Origin of the sequence: Veillonella dispar, from assembly GCF_900637515.1 — a bacterium.
GTDB lineage: Bacteria > Bacillota > Negativicutes > Veillonellales > Veillonellaceae > Veillonella > Veillonella dispar.
Window position 1 is genome coordinate 102,628 of sequence record NZ_LR134375.1, and the last position, 14,275, is coordinate 116,902.

A 14,275-nucleotide genomic window follows, 5' to 3' on the forward strand; every position below is an offset into this window, starting at 1 on the left:
CAATGATAGTAATATAGAAGGCTTCTTTTAATTTAACATATACTAATTTTAAGATTTGATATACATATATTGAATTACTATGGGCGTAATGGTAGAAAGGCTTTCAGATGAATAATATAATTATTTATAATACTGAAGATGGAAAAGCTAAAATAAATCTTATACTTGATGATGGTTCTGTTTGGTTAAGTCAAAGTGAAATAGCAGAATTATTTCAAACGACAAAACAAAATATTAGCAAGCATATTAAATCTATATTTCAAGATTTGGAATTGTCTGAAGAAGAAACTGTCAACTATAAGTTGACAGTTCAAAATGAAGGTACTCGGACAGTTGAAAGAAAGTTAGCTTATTATAATCTAGATATGATTTTAGCCATAGGATATCGTGTTCGATCGCCGCGAGGAATTCAATTCAGAAAATATGCATCAACCGTATTAAAGGATTATTTGATAAAGGGGTTTGCTATTGATGATGAGCGACTGAAAGAATTAGGTGGTGGCAGCTATTTTAAAGAGTTATTAGATCGAATTCGAGATATTCGCTCTAGTGAAAAGGTTTTTTATCGTCAAGTGCTGGACTTATTTTCTACTGCTGTTGATTATAATCCGATATCCGTAGAAGCAAAATCATTTTTTGCTACAGTACAAAATAAGATGCATTTTGCTGTTCATCATAATACGGCTAGTGAAGTTATTTATAAACGTGTAGATAGCAAAAAAGAGTTTATGGGATTGACTACTTTCAAAGGAGAATTACCTACATTGAAAGAGGCTCAAATTGCTAAAAATTATCTTACAGAAAAAGAATTACAAGGGCTCAATCAATTAGTTTCAGGATACTTGGATTTTGCGGAAAGACAGGCCCAGCGTGAAGTCCCTATGACAATGGCTGATTGGATAAAGCATATAGATGCGATTTTGTCAGCTACAGGCGAAGCTGTATTACAAGATAAGGGACATATATCTCATCAACAAATGCAAGCGAAGGTCCTTTCTGAATATCAAAAATACCAGAATCAAACTATTAGTCCTGTTGAACGAGATTATTTACGGGAAATAAGAGTTCTTGATACATATGTAAAAAAAGGTGGTAAATAGTTTTACTTGTGAACGAGGTATCTTATGGATCTGAATGGTTTTTTCTTATTATTCCCGAGCATTTTTATATTGCACGAACTTGAAGAGATTCTTCTATTTCCACGATTCATGCGAAGGAATCCTAAACTGCAACAACAATTTTTAGCAGCCACTTTTACACCCTTCAGATTTAATGCCATCGTCTGTCAGGAATTCATACTCTTGTTGATTGTGCTGGGCTTGAGTATGTATTTTGAAAGCTTCGACATTTACATCACTGTCATCATAGCGTATATATACCATGTGATTGGGCATGTAATTCAAAGTATTTTTCTGCAACAGTATATACCGGGCGTTTTTAGCGGTATTGTCACGGCTGGATATTGCACATATCAGATATATGATGTGGTATCGGCGAACTGTATGCTATTAGGCTATTCGTTCGTAACACTGTTGATTATTTTCGTTAATATCGCTGTGAGCTTTAAAATGCTTCAACGGATACAAAAGAATGTCTGAGTAGACTGTGGAAGTAAAGCTTTCACAAATATATTGTTCCGTAAAACGGCTTCTCCATGAGAGGCCGTTTTTGTATATGATGAACTGTAAAATATATTGCGACAAATAAAAAGACTCATATTGGAGATCTCGTGTAAAATGTAAATAACCACAAATACATGACACGGAGGTCTCTAATATGAGCTATATACATCTTACCATAGAAAAACGAAGTCAAATAGAAGTTTTACGAAAAGAAGGATACTCTGTTCGTAGAATTGCTAGCTTAATCGGTGTCCACCATTCTACTGTAGCAAGAGAATTAAATCGTGTTGAAGGTGAATATTCTGCGATTAAAGCACAACAGTTAGCAATTAGTAAGTTTGCTAATAAAGGTAGACCAACAAAGTTAACACCTCAATTAGCGGCTTTAATTGAATCCAGGTTACAACAAACTTGGTCTCCAGAAGAAATAGTTGGTGCTGAATTAGTTGGAGCTCTAAGCTTTAAGACAATATATTCTTGGATCCATCGTGGCTTTCTTGCTGTAACAGAAAAAGTATTTCGCGGGAAAGGCAAAAAGCCTGGTACACAAGAAAAGCGTGGACGGTTCAATGTGAAAAAGACCATTAAAGACCGACCTAAAGAAGTTGAAAACCGTAAGACTTTTGGTCATTGGGAACTAGATACAATGGTGTCTTCCAGAGGTCAAAGTAAAGGTGGTTTAGCTACATTTGTTGAACGTAAAACTCGATTTTATGTAGCAATGAAGATGGATGACCGAACTAAGGATTCTATGTTTTTAGCTATTAGTTCCCTATACAACACATTAACAAGTAAATTACTTAAAACCTTTACCGTGGACCGTGGTAAAGAATTTGCGTGCTTTGAACAGGTTGAAACCGAGTTTGGGATACCAATGTATTTTGCTGATGCTTATGCAGCATGGCAACGTGGCTCTAATGAAAATAGTAATGGTTTACTTCGAGAGTTTTTTCCTAAGAAAACCGATTTAGCTAAAGTAACACTAGATAAACTAACAGAAGCACTAGTGCTGATTAATAATCGACCTAGAAAATGCCTTGGGTTTAAAACACCATTTGACATGTTTAAACATGGAATTAAAAAATTGATTTAATTTTGTCGCATTACTTATTGCAATTCATCATATAAAAAAGTGGTTATCAACATTGAGTTGATAACCACTTAATGGAGTATAGTAAGCTACATGATTTCTGCTTTCAAATCGATAATATTTTTTGCGGCTACACAGGCAGCGCAGTCACAGAATTCTGCGCCTTCTGCTTTGATGTCTTTAGCGTGTTGTAATAGCTTAGCTGCGCCTTCTTCGCCAAGGCTTTGTTTAGCACGTTCAGAGCGTGCATAGTCGATTACTTCGTCGATAAGTGCAATGTTTTGTTCTGCTACAGATACGAGTTGTTTCGTGAGTTCTTCTTGCTTAGGAGTATCCTCTGCATCGAACCAAGATTGAGCGAATTCTTTTACAGTTGGAGTGCTTTTTGGCGCATCTAATAAAGCTTGTACGAGTTGTGATAATCTCCTTGATATAACTAGTAAATATTAGTTTGAAAAGATGCACGCACTATCATATGAGCACCTGTTCATTTTTATAAGTTCATTATAGCACTTACAATAATTATGAATAGTAGAATTATTTGCGATAGATACTATCAAATGTGATAGATTTATGATGATAACTGGTATAAATTTTTTGGGGAATAGAAAAGAGGAATGCTTTCACATTCCTCTTAAGCTTAGTTAGAATAAATCTGAGTGGCTACCCGTGCGAGTTAAAGATAATACTAATATGTCATCTTTAATTGCATAAATTAGAAGCCAATCTGGCTCGACATGTAACTCTCTAAAGCCTTCGTAGTTTCCTGTTAATGGATGATCTTTATAACTAGGATCTAATAGCGTTTGGTTCTGTAATTTAGTGATGATTGAATAGAGTTTATTGAGATCTTTACCGCGTTTCTTTGAGCACTTTAGGTCCTTTTTGAACTTATTGCTAAGCACTAATCTCAACATAACTGATTACTCCAATCCTAAATCCTCAATCATTTCTTTTACATTAGCATATGATTTTGCTTTTATTTTTCCTGCTAATATATCTTTCGTTTCTTGAATAGCAGCTTCTGTTTCTGCATTATAACGAGGTTGTTTAGGTTGAAATGGGAATCCGCCTTCCATTAGTGATGTGTGGAGAAAAATATTAATCGCATCAGTTACGGAAATGCCAAAGCTAGCATATAGTGCTTCTAATTGTGCTTTTACAGCTGGCTCGATACGCAAACTGATAGAGGCTGTTTTAGCCATAGTATCACCTCCTGTTACTTCTATTGTAATGCAAATGCTATATAATTGCAATCTTATAACTGCGAATTGCAAGCATAATATATATCTTTTCCTGGACGAAAAATACTTATGAATATAAGAATATTAGCTTTTTAGGTGATATAATTAACTTACTATATGTAGTTTGTTTGCAGGGGATTGTGTCATGAAAAAGGTTGTATGTGCGTTAGCTACGCTAGCTTTTATAGGTTCCATGAATGTTGTGTCCGCAGATGATTTAATGCGGTTCCGTCTTAATGGTAATTCGATTTATGATCAGCCTTATGGTGATCGAAATGAGTTTCCTTGCCCTGATCGACTTGGTAGTTGCAGAATGACTGATGAGGATTATAGAAGCACTCGTAAAGGTCAATCTCTAGAGGTGTTTGATACCCTATATGAGGCTAAGCAACATTTGAACTTTAAACCGCAGTTGCCAAGTGGTTTAGAGGGATTACGTTCCGTACATGTATCCATTGTGGATCACGATGTATTACAAGTTGTGTATGCCTATCATGAGCTTTTAAAAGGAACATATTTTGACCGTGTAGATGATATGCCAAAGTATATTAAGTATCGCGTATCGACTCTATCTGGTAATATCGCAGGTGATTATAAGGATTACTTACCTCAGAAAACAGAGGTTGTAAATGATATAATTGTTACCTATCGAATGGTGGATGATTTTGTCTATCTAGCCTCTTGGGAACATGGGGGGCAGAACCATGTGTTTTTATTTAATGAGCCAGTTTCTGTTGAGCGGGCTAGAGAAATGATTAACAGTGTAGGTACTAATTGAGTTTATTACTGTACTATCTTTTTAAGCTTGATTAGCTTATAATATACATATAAAGAGAGCCCATTAACGTGATTAGGGCGTTAGGCTCATCTAAAACTGAACAAAATTATGATGACGCCTAACGTGTTAGAGGACTGCACTCCTCTATACGTTAGGCGTTTATCGTTGTACTACTTAACTAGTGCAATGATAGTGACTACTGATAACAGAACTATGATAATTACATAGGTAACTTCATGATTTGTCATAGTATCACCTCCTCGCGGAGATGAACCTAACTCACGTCAACGGACTCTCTTCGTAATAAGTATAGCAAAATACTTTTTACACAAATAGCGATATACAGTCCTCTTTGTTGTGGTTGATATTAAAAATAATGGAGCTTTTATGAACGCAGATAATTACAAGATTTCAACGTTGCCATATATAGAAAATGCTAGCAATGAGATAATGGAAAAGTACAATATAAAAGCACAATATGAAACGGAACCACCTCATGGAGATGCTATATATTCTATTTCTATAAAGGGGAAAGTATTACCGTTTTGGATTTATGGTAGGGACGTTACTTTCATAGGTAATAGTATGGTTATGGTCGAGTCTGTAAGATGCAAAACCTGGGATCCCATTGAAACCATTATTATTGATTTAGAGAATGAAGTGTATGCTAGTTTAAAGGAATGGTATACAGATATTTCATTTGTTAATAATCGAATAGAGTTTTCCAATCAAGTGGTAAAAATGGATAAACGAATTTTAAATAATTTTGAGAATTTAGAGTGGATAAGCTTTTAAGAGTGATTGCGTAGAGGATTTATTGACTACACTATAGTGAAGTGTTATTCTATATATGACAAGGGATGTCAATATGTGACATAGTCTCATATGAACGAAAAAATAGCAGGGTGGCAGCCCTGCTATTTTTATTGTGCTAGTTACTAACGAGAATGGGGTTATAGGACAAAACGTGTTGGTTTTATAGGCGATGGAGCCAGTAAATTACTGGCTCCATCGCTATTTTAAGTTCTTTTGATAAACTTAGAGGGTGGACAAAATGTGTTGGTAAAAAGTCCCAAAATCCTTGATTTTACTGGCTTCAATAAGGTTATATCTTCTTAGAAAATCGTGTTCTAAGTGGAGGGAATAATCATGCTGGTAAGATGTATAAATTGTGGATTTTCTTGTCAAAAATATGGGAAAACTAAAGCTGGATCACAACGATGGCATTGTAAGCAGTGTAACATCACCTTTACACAAACTATTGATAATACTGCTAAATGTTTTCATCGATTTCTAAATTGGTTATTTAGTAAAGAAACATAACAGGACATGCCTGGGCAGGGCCGTACATTTCGTAGACAGATAGCTGATTTCTGGCAAATATGGCCTATGCCGCCCAAAATTGAAACCTCGAGAGATGTGGTATTCGTTGATGGTATTTACTTAGCTAAAAAAGCTTGTATTTTGATCTGTTATGATGGTGAATATGTATTAGGGTGGTATTTATGTAGGTCAGAACAGTCTCGCTCATGGCAAGCTCTTATGCAGCGAATAGCGACCCCCATTGTGGTCGTTTCTGATGGTGGACCTGGTCTTAGAAAAGCATTAAAAAAGTTTGGCGTACCGCCAAGCTTCAACGTTGTATTGTTCATGCCGTATGGCAAGTACATCGTTACACTACTAGGCGGCCTAAGACATTAGCAGGCATTATGTTAAAAGATTTAGCAAGCGATTTATATAACGTAAAAACACAGGAAGATGCAAAAATATGGATTCAACGATTATTTAATTGGAGGGTGACTTTTAAAGAGTTTCTAAATGAAATGACACGTGATAGTAATGATAATTTAAGAGCTACGCATGAACGATTACTAAAAGCCTATAACTCTCTAGTGGTATTAATTAATACAGAGACAATGTTTCGATATTTAGATGAAACATTGGTGTTGGATAAAGAATGTCCGAGGACTAATAACCCTATTGAAGGCGGAGTAAACGCACAACTCAGACGTTTATTGCGTTACCATCGAGGAATGTCTGTAGAAAAACGTATAAAAGCGGTCTTTTGGTGGTGTTATTTACACTCACCAAGACCGCTTTCTGCAAAAGAAATACTTAAGGTAATGCCAACTGATGCAAGTATTTCTACAATATATAGTTCTATGAATGAAAGAGCCCAACTTCAAGGCATAATTCCAACTTGGGGGGATGCCATTTCTTGGGGTGATTTGCATAACTATGACAAATTATCTTTCAATGATTGGGATTAAAGTACCAACACGTTTTGTCCTATAACCCTTTTATCGTCTAGTTGCCAACCCATTTTCAGATGAGATATTAATAGGTCGAGGTATTACCTCTAGAATTAATATATTCCCTCGTGCTATATTACATATGAGTAGTATTTTTACGTTCATATGTATAAGGAGATACTCTATGTTTAACTTTTATAGTGAGTTATTATTACGTTTACAGAAACAATTTGTATCCGAACATGAATCTGATTTCAAATCTATTGAGGATTTGTTAGAAGCATTTATGACTCAATATAATCGTGGTGATTTTAATAATACGATAGAAATGAAATTACGTGATTTATATGAGGCTGCAGAAGAGGCTGATACGAATGAGAAATCAAGGAAGTTATACAATGAAATCCTTGCATTATGTCCTGATGAAGTAGATGCTAAACGAGAACTCATAGCCCTTGAGTTACATCCAAGCTTTCAAATTTATCAGTTGAAACAGCTAGTAGAATCGTTGAAAAAACCAAAGAAAATAGATTGGAATATAATAGAGACGCGTCCTTATATGCGTTGCCTCATCGACATGGGGATGATATATTTAGAATATAATATGTATAATGATGCGATTGCCTGCTTTACGCCAGTTTTTCACGGAGACAAGCAAGATCATTCGGGATTTCTTGTGTATATGATGGTTGCTTGTTGTGGAGCTGCCAACTGGGATCGCGGCCGCAAGGTATATCAGCGATATCTTGCATGTTGCGATGATATACAAAATGCATTTAATCAGGCTCCGGATATCATGTTGCCTATGCATATGCTGTATATTCTATTGGCTTTGCAGTGTGGTGAAAGTAAGATAGCCCATGATGTATTAGCAGATCTTGTTGATGAATATGAAGATATTGATTGGTTATTACAAGATGCAACGCGCTGGAACGATTTTGTAGAAGATCATTTAGAGGCTATTATGTATATGGTAGACCAAGTGAGCAATATAGATTCTGACCCACGAGAATTAATAAGCTTATATACTGCTATCTCATTTTTACCAACTCAATTAGTGGATTTTGAAAGTCCATTATGGCAGACTCTATATGATGCGTATGAACGTGTTACCGGTCGAACTGTTATAAAACGGTACTCTAATGATAGTTATATGGGAAAACGCGAGTCCGCTCATATGAGCCCCGTAGAGGTTGCTAAAGGTGGGGCTTTGCGTGGAAATCCGGTATATGACAATATACGGTTCGGTGCACAAATTACACTTTCACAAGCCGGCCTATACACAGTAGATGATTTTAAAACAATTACTAAACAAGAAGTATTGATGCTACCGGGCATTGGTAAAAAAACAGTGGAACAACTAGAGCATAATGGTGTTATATTTAAAGCCTAAGATGTGACTTGAATTTAATAGCGATCCTAGGATAACGAAGGGCTATTTGTCTTTTTCATAATTAATATAATCCCTTTGATGAGTATCTTGGTACTGATCAAGGGGATTTTAAATTACTACAGGGTTGTACTAATTTTTGTCCTATAACCCCATTATTACGCTAATGTTAGAGCGTTGGGCTAGTTGCTAAATAAAAGAGCTAGAAAAGCGTCTAACCACTTGCAAATGTAGTAGGCGAATACATTTACCATGACGGCTAGCCAAAACAAATAAAATAGCTGCCACAAATACGAAATAGACATCGTAATTTATGACAGCTATTTGGCAGTACCTGGTCGATCTTATAGTGTAATTATTTAGTTATATTCTATTTTTTAAAAGCCTCACCGATGGAATAAATTCCGTCAAATAAGAAACCGAAAGCGATAAAGTAGATAAATACCTCACCGGAAGCAATCGGCTGGAATATGAGTAATAGGCCTAATAGTAAAAGAATTAGTGCAAGCCATTTTGCATTACGTTCCATGAGTGATACCATGCTGTCGGACTTTCTTGATTTAATGAAAATAAAGATGGCGTCAATTACCATCCAGATGCCGATTGTGGTTGGGAGTACTAATGGTAGGAATGCAAATCCGCCGGATATTAAATAGATACCGAATAGAGCATTGATAATGCCGCTGATAAGATACCAGCCGCTACGTAATTCAGACGATAACGTAAAATAATTTATAATAGAGCTGACCGCACTGACGAAAAAGATAATAGAAAAAAGCCAGGCAAAAGCTATGAGATTAATAACGGGATTTAAGAGTAAGAATATCCCCAGGATAATGCTTACAATACCCGATAAAATAAAGAAGAATTTGCTTGAACCACTCATAATAATTCCTCCAATCATTGGTACTGCTTATTTACAGTATGCATGAGGTCATGGGGGATATCAAATTGTAACGATAAAACTGTGTTTTCACAAAACTCACATGTCCATCCTGTTGACACAGTTCTATAGAATACCGTATAATACCTTTATATCTTAAATACGAGCTATGAATGGGTATAAAGGTTTACAGATCCTGCTTTCAGAGAGTTGCCGGTTGGTGCGAGGCAATAGAGGTTGTACGCTGACACTCTCCCGTGAGCTTTGGTGGCGAATGTAGCAGTAGTCATCGACGGTGGTTCCGTTATACCCGCAACGAGTCCCAATTAGGGTGGTACCGTGTTATGAATATAACGCCCCTTTGAGCAACGACAGTTGTTCTGAGGGGCTTTTTTTATTGTAAAAGTCTAGTAAAATTACTGATTTGATGTATCTACGTTGGCTTCAGCCGAAATAGCGTTGGAATCGGCGATTTTACTAAACTTTCACAATAGATAGATATAATACAGCGTTATGTTTTATTAGTATAGAAAAGGTGAAGATTATGGATCAAAATCGCGTATATTTCTTCGATACAACCCTTCGTGATGGGGAACAAACACCAGGTGTATCTTTACAAACTCCTGAAAAAATTGAAATTGCGAAAGGTCTAGTACGCCTCGGCATCGATGTAATCGAGGCTGGTTTCCCAGCAGCATCCCCTGGGGATTTTGAAGCAGTACAAACGATTGCACGCGAAGTGAAAGGCGCAACAATTTGTGCGTTGGCACGTGCTAATGAAAAGGACGTACAAAAAGCGATTGATGCGTTGAAAGATGCGGAACGTAGCCGTTTGCATGTATTCATTGCTATTTCTGAACTTCATATGGAATATAAATTAAAAATGACTCGCCAAGAGGTATTGGATAAGGTTAAATCTGTATTGGCATATGCAAAAGGTAAGGTTGATGAAATCGAGTTCTCCGGTGAAGATGCGGCACGCTCTGATTTAGATTTCGCATGCCAAGTATTTGGTGTTGCCATTGCTGGTGGTGCAACAATTATTAATGTACCAGACACAGTAGGTTACATGAACCCTAATGAGTTCGGTGATAAAATCCGCTATATTAAAGAACATACACCAGGCATTGAAAATGCAATTATCTCTGTTCATTGTCATGATGACTTAGGTCTTGCTAATGCAAATACGTTAGCTGCTATTAAAGCAGGTGCACGACAAGTAGAAGGCACAATTAATGGCCTAGGCGAACGGGCTGGTAACGTAGCGATTGAAGAAGTTGTAATGGCTCTTAAAACACGCCACGAATACTTCGACGATCTTCAAGTGAACATTGATACAAAACAATTTACGAAAGTTTCTAAACTCGTAAGTCGTTTGACAGGTGTCGTAGTTCCTCCAAATAAACCAATCGTAGGTTCCAACGCCTTTGCTCATGAGTCTGGTATTCACCAACATGGTATGATGAGTAATCCTGAAACTTACGAAATCATGACTCCTGAGTCCGTAGGTGCTGAAAAAACAGACCTCGTATTGGGCAAACACTCCGGACGTCATGCCTTTGCTGATCATTTGGCAAAACTTGGTTTCCAATCTTTCACAGAAGAGAAAATCAATGACCTCTTCGCTAAATTCAAAGAATTGGCAGACCGTAAAAAACAAGTATACGATGATGATATCATCGCTCTTGTAGTAGATAACTTACATCACAAAAAAGCATTTGAGCTTGTGGCTCAATACTATAAATTGGGTGAAAAAGGCTACGCTTATGCAGATGTTCGCCTCATGACTCCAGAAGGTGAAAAAGCTGATGCTGCCGTTGGTGATGGTCCTGTAGACGCATCCCTTAAAGCAGTTGAACGTGTGGTTGGCTTGCCAATTAGCTTAAAAGATTACCAAATCCGCGCTATCACAGCCGGTAAAGATGCCCTTGGGGAAGCAACCCTTAAGGTAGAATATAACGGTCGCTTGTACCATGGTCGTGGTATCAGCACCGATATCGTTAAATCAAGTGTAAACGCATATATTAATGCAGTTAACTCAGTATTCCTAGCTATGGAGCTAGAACAACAGGAGGAAAAATAATATGGGTATGACCATTACTGAAAAGAATATGGCTCGCCACGCGGGTCTTGATGTTGTAAAACCGGGCCAAATCATCGAATGTCATTTGGACGCTGTTTTGATGAACGACATCACATTCCCACCAGCGCGTAAAGAGTTCTTAAAGATCGGCAAACCTGTATTTGACCGTCATAAAATCTACTTGGTGCCTGACCATTTTACACCAAACAAAGATATTCAATCCGCTACACAAGCGAAAGTCATGCGCGATTTCGTACGTGAACATGGCATTACAAACTACTTTGAAGTCGGTAGAATGGGTATCGAGCACGTTATTTTGCCAGAAAAAGGCCTTATCGGTCCTGGGGAAATGATGATCGGTGCTGACTCCCACACTTGTACATATGGTGCGGTAAATGCATTCTCCACAGGCGTAGGCTCCACTGATGCGGGCGTAGCTATGGCAGAAGGTAAAACTTGGTTCAAAGTGCCTGAAACAATTAAGGTTGAACTTATCGGCAAACCTAACAAATGGGTAACTGGTAAAGACGTAATCCTTGATTTGATCGGTCAAATTGGCGTAGATGGTGCTCGTTATATGGCCCTTGAATTTGCTGGTGACGGCGTACAGCACATGACTATGGCTGACCGTCTTACAATCTGTAACATGGCTATCGAAGCTGGCGGTAAATGTGGCGTATTCCCTTACGATGCAGTAACTGAAGAATACATCAAAGGCCGCGTAAACCGTCCTGTTGAGCCAATCGCTCCAGATGCCGATGCAGTATATGCTCAAACGATTACAATTGACTTGTCCAAATTGCAACCAGTTGTAGCATTCCCTCATTTGCCATCCAACACACATTACATCAACGAAATCGACAAAGATATTAAAATTGACCAAGTTATCATCGGTTCTTGTACAAATGGTCGTTACGAAGACTTGGTGGCAGCTGCAGAGATCTTCAAAGGTCGCAAAGTAGCTCCATTCGTTCGTTGTATCGTAATCCCTGGTTCCCAAGATGTATACGACCAAGCTATGAAAGATGGTTTGTTAGACATCTTCATTCAAGCTGACTGCGCTGTGTCCACGCCAACATGTGGTCCATGCCTTGGCGGTTACATGGGTATCATGGCTGAAGGGGAACGTACAGTTTCCACAACAAACCGTAACTTCCGTGGTCGTATGGGTCACGTTGATTCTGAAGTATATTTGGCAAGCCCTTACGTGGCGGCAGCAAGTGCTGTATTAGGCCGCATTGCAGGCCCTGAGGAGGTTTAATATGGATTTTGAAAGCAAAAAAATCTGGCGCTACGGCGACGATGTAGATACAGACGTAATCATTCCAGCTCGTTACTTGGCGATTGCCGATTGGAACGAATTGGCTGAACATGCGATGGAAGATATTGATACTACTTTCGCCCCAAATGTGAAGGCTGGCGAAATTATGGTCGCAGGCAAAAACTTTGGTTGTGGTTCCTCTCGTGAACATGCACCAGGCGTTATCAAAGCAAAAGGTGTACCTGTTATCATTGCACACTCCTTTGCACGTATTTTCTTCCGTAATGCCATCAACATCGGTTTACCTGTAATTGAAATCGGTGAACAAGTTGATCGTATCGATGCTGGCGATGCAATCGGCGTAGATTTGTCTAAAGGTATCGTGTACAACTTGACTAAAAACGAACAATACCAAGGCACTGAATTGCCACAATTCATTCAAGATATTGCGGCAGCAGGTGGTCTTGTGAACTTTGCGAAAAATCGTAAATAAAGGCTGATGAGTTTGTGGTTCATTTATGAGCATTTACTAGATGGAGAGGTAATATGAGCGAAAAGAATATCGTATTGATCCCTGGCGATGGTATCGGTACTGAGATTATTGCTGCAGCGAAGGCTGTGTGTGATGTGGCTTTTGAGAAAGCCGGTGTAAAGGTTAATTGGATTGATAAAAAAGCGGGTGGTGCGTCTATTGATGCATACGGCGTTCCTTTGACTGAGGATACTATCGAGGCTTGTAAAGCTGCTGATGCTGTGTTGCTTGGTGCTGTAGGCGGTCCTAAATGGGATAATGTAGATCCTTCTATCCGTCCTGAAAAAGCAATCCTTGGCCTTCGTAAGGAGCTTGGTTTGTTCTGTAACTTGCGTCCTGTAAAAATCTATCCTTCTTTGCAAGAGTATTCCCCACTTAAAAAGGAACTCGTGCAAGATGTAGATTTCGTTATCGTTCGTGAGTTGACTGGCGGTATTTACTTCGGTGAACGCGAAGAGGCACAAGGTGAAGGTGCTAACGAGTTCGCTTGGGATAAAGAAACTTACAGCCGTTACGAAGTAGAACGCATCATGGATATTGCTATGGAAACAGCTCGTAAACGTAACAAAAAGGTTGTATCCGTAGATAAAGCAAATGTATTGGCTTCCTCTCGTTTGTGGCGTAAAATCGCGCAAGAGAAAGCGGCAGCTAATCCAGATATCACAACAGATTACTTCTATGTGGATAATACAGCGATGCAACTCGTTGTAAATCCTGCACAATTCGACGTTATCGTGACAACAAACTTGTTCGGCGACATCTTGTCCGATGAAGGCGCTGTTATCTCTGGTTCCATCGGGCTTTTACCATCTGCATCCATGGGTACAGGCACAGCATTGTACGAACCAATCCACGGTTCCGCACCAGACATCATGGGCCAAAACTTGGCGAACCCATTGGGCACAATCTTGTCCGCAGCTATGATGTGCCGTCATTCCCTTGATTTACCTCAAGTGGCTGATGCTATTGAAAAAGCTGTTGAACAAGTCCTCGTTGACGGTTACCGCACAGGCGATATCTACCGTGAAGGTTTGAAGCGCGTTGGTACAACAGAAATGGCACAAGCTGTTATCGAACGTCTTTAATACTAAAAATAAGAGAGAGGGAGAAGGTCCCTCTCTTTTTTCGAGCGGGAGGGGT

At 38.4% G+C, this 14,275-nt stretch carries 14 protein-coding genes, 1 pseudogene and 1 other annotated feature; of the genes and pseudogenes, 11 read left to right on the top strand and 4 right to left on the bottom strand.

Translation table 11 applies throughout. The features are described 5' to 3' along the window. Positions 1-107: 107 nt before the first annotated feature. The 3 genes from rhuM to EL171_RS00365 all read left to right on the top strand — a co-directional run bounded on the left by rhuM (position 108) and on the right by EL171_RS00365 (position 2,715). Positions 108-1,100, top strand: coding sequence for a virulence RhuM family protein (gene rhuM, locus EL171_RS00355; RefSeq protein WP_005387399.1), 993 nt, complete (start codon positions 108-110; stop codon positions 1,098-1,100). 108 nt (positions 1,101-1,208) lie between these two features. Beyond that, positions 1,209-1,598 carry an HXXEE domain-containing protein gene (locus EL171_RS00360; protein ID WP_229025320.1) on the top strand — a complete coding sequence of 130 codons (390 nt, stop codon included), beginning with the start codon at positions 1,209-1,211 and terminating at the stop codon, positions 1,596-1,598. 178 nt (positions 1,599-1,776) lie between these two features. Next, the gene (locus tag EL171_RS00365) at positions 1,777-2,715 is read left to right on the top strand and encodes an IS30 family transposase (protein WP_005387412.1); all 939 of its coding nucleotides are present in this window, start codon (positions 1,777-1,779) and stop codon (positions 2,713-2,715) included. An 86-nt stretch (positions 2,716-2,801) separates the two neighbouring features. Here EL171_RS00365 and EL171_RS09950 read toward each other — a convergent pair whose 3' ends face one another. The 3 genes from EL171_RS09950 to EL171_RS00380 form a co-directional block, all read right to left on the bottom strand. Further along, positions 2,802-3,146 carry a hypothetical protein gene (locus EL171_RS09950; protein ID WP_071585429.1) on the bottom strand — a complete coding sequence of 115 codons (345 nt, stop codon included), beginning with the start codon at positions 3,144-3,146 and terminating at the stop codon, positions 2,802-2,804. Positions 3,147-3,356: 210 nt separating this feature from the next. Beyond that, complete coding sequence (locus EL171_RS00375) at positions 3,357-3,629, bottom strand: type II toxin-antitoxin system RelE/ParE family toxin (protein ID WP_005387420.1); 273 nt, start codon at positions 3,627-3,629, stop codon at positions 3,357-3,359. A gap of 6 nt (positions 3,630-3,635) precedes the next feature. Next, positions 3,636-3,917, bottom strand: coding sequence for a type II toxin-antitoxin system RelB/DinJ family antitoxin (locus tag EL171_RS00380; RefSeq protein ID WP_005387422.1), 282 nt, complete (start codon positions 3,915-3,917; stop codon positions 3,636-3,638). A gap of 184 nt (positions 3,918-4,101) precedes the next feature. On the opposite strand from EL171_RS00380, the gene EL171_RS00385 reads away from it, so the two are divergent. From EL171_RS00385 to EL171_RS00400, 4 genes and pseudogenes are all read left to right on the top strand, one after another. Next, positions 4,102-4,734 (top strand): hypothetical protein, encoded by a 633-nt coding sequence (locus EL171_RS00385; RefSeq protein ID WP_005387423.1) that lies wholly within the window; start codon positions 4,102-4,104, stop codon positions 4,732-4,734. A gap of 387 nt (positions 4,735-5,121) precedes the next feature. Then, positions 5,122-5,529 (top strand): hypothetical protein, encoded by a 408-nt coding sequence (locus EL171_RS00390; protein ID WP_009351901.1) that lies wholly within the window; start codon positions 5,122-5,124, stop codon positions 5,527-5,529. Between the two features lie 354 nt (positions 5,530-5,883). Next, a pseudogene (locus EL171_RS00395) lies at positions 5,884-7,004 on the top strand (IS1249 family transposase). Positions 7,005-7,170: 166 nt separating this feature from the next. After that, on the top strand, positions 7,171-8,379 hold the full coding sequence (locus EL171_RS00400) for a hypothetical protein (RefSeq protein WP_005387431.1): 1,209 nt from the start codon (positions 7,171-7,173) through the stop codon (positions 8,377-8,379). Positions 8,380-8,746: 367 nt separating this feature from the next. Here EL171_RS00400 and EL171_RS00405 read toward each other — a convergent pair whose 3' ends face one another. After that, positions 8,747-9,262, bottom strand: coding sequence for an HdeD family acid-resistance protein (locus EL171_RS00405; RefSeq protein ID WP_039969481.1), 516 nt, complete (start codon positions 9,260-9,262; stop codon positions 8,747-8,749). Positions 9,263-9,419: 157 nt separating this feature from the next. Then, positions 9,420-9,623 (top strand) — a binding site (T-box leader). A gap of 180 nt (positions 9,624-9,803) precedes the next feature. On the opposite strand from EL171_RS00405, the gene EL171_RS00410 reads away from it, so the two are divergent. From EL171_RS00410 to leuB, 4 genes are read left to right on the top strand one after another with little or no spacing between them, the layout of a single operon-like run. Beyond that, positions 9,804-11,342: a 2-isopropylmalate synthase gene (locus tag EL171_RS00410; protein WP_005387439.1), complete on the top strand. Its 1,539-nt coding sequence runs from the start codon at positions 9,804-9,806 to the stop codon at positions 11,340-11,342. A gap of 1 nt (position 11,343) precedes the next feature. After that, positions 11,344-12,603, top strand: a complete 1,260-nt coding sequence (leuC, locus tag EL171_RS00415; protein WP_005387441.1) for a 3-isopropylmalate dehydratase large subunit — start codon at positions 11,344-11,346, stop codon at positions 12,601-12,603. 1 nt (position 12,604) lies between these two features. Beyond that, complete coding sequence (locus EL171_RS00420) at positions 12,605-13,096, top strand: 3-isopropylmalate dehydratase small subunit (protein WP_005387442.1); 492 nt, start codon at positions 12,605-12,607, stop codon at positions 13,094-13,096. Positions 13,097-13,149: 53 nt separating this feature from the next. Continuing rightward, complete coding sequence (gene leuB / locus EL171_RS00425) at positions 13,150-14,220, top strand: 3-isopropylmalate dehydrogenase (protein WP_005384303.1); 1,071 nt, start codon at positions 13,150-13,152, stop codon at positions 14,218-14,220. Positions 14,221-14,275 lie beyond the last annotated feature (55 nt).

Excerpts from the sequence above, each read along its gene's own strand:
- rhuM (WP_005387399.1), top strand. The coding sequence starts at position 108 with ATGAATAATATAATTATTTATAATACTGAAGATGGAAAAGCTAAAATA.
- EL171_RS00360 (WP_229025320.1), top strand. The coding sequence starts at position 1,209 with ATGCGAAGGAATCCTAAACTGCAACAACAATTTTTAGCAGCCACTTTT.
- EL171_RS00365 (WP_005387412.1), top strand. The coding sequence starts at position 1,777 with ATGAGCTATATACATCTTACCATAGAAAAACGAAGTCAAATAGAAGTT.
- EL171_RS00375 (WP_005387420.1), bottom strand. The coding sequence starts at position 3,629 with ATGTTGAGATTAGTGCTTAGCAATAAGTTCAAAAAGGACCTAAAGTGC.
- EL171_RS00380 (WP_005387422.1), bottom strand. The coding sequence starts at position 3,917 with ATGGCTAAAACAGCCTCTATCAGTTTGCGTATCGAGCCAGCTGTAAAA.
- EL171_RS00385 (WP_005387423.1), top strand. The coding sequence starts at position 4,102 with ATGAAAAAGGTTGTATGTGCGTTAGCTACGCTAGCTTTTATAGGTTCC.
- EL171_RS00390 (WP_009351901.1), top strand. The coding sequence starts at position 5,122 with ATGAACGCAGATAATTACAAGATTTCAACGTTGCCATATATAGAAAAT.
- EL171_RS00400 (WP_005387431.1), top strand. The coding sequence starts at position 7,171 with ATGTTTAACTTTTATAGTGAGTTATTATTACGTTTACAGAAACAATTT.
- EL171_RS00405 (WP_039969481.1), bottom strand. The coding sequence starts at position 9,262 with ATGAGTGGTTCAAGCAAATTCTTCTTTATTTTATCGGGTATTGTAAGC.
- EL171_RS00410 (WP_005387439.1), top strand. The coding sequence starts at position 9,804 with ATGGATCAAAATCGCGTATATTTCTTCGATACAACCCTTCGTGATGGG.
- leuC (WP_005387441.1), top strand. The coding sequence starts at position 11,344 with ATGGGTATGACCATTACTGAAAAGAATATGGCTCGCCACGCGGGTCTT.
- EL171_RS00420 (WP_005387442.1), top strand. The coding sequence starts at position 12,605 with ATGGATTTTGAAAGCAAAAAAATCTGGCGCTACGGCGACGATGTAGAT.
- leuB (WP_005384303.1), top strand. The coding sequence starts at position 13,150 with ATGAGCGAAAAGAATATCGTATTGATCCCTGGCGATGGTATCGGTACT.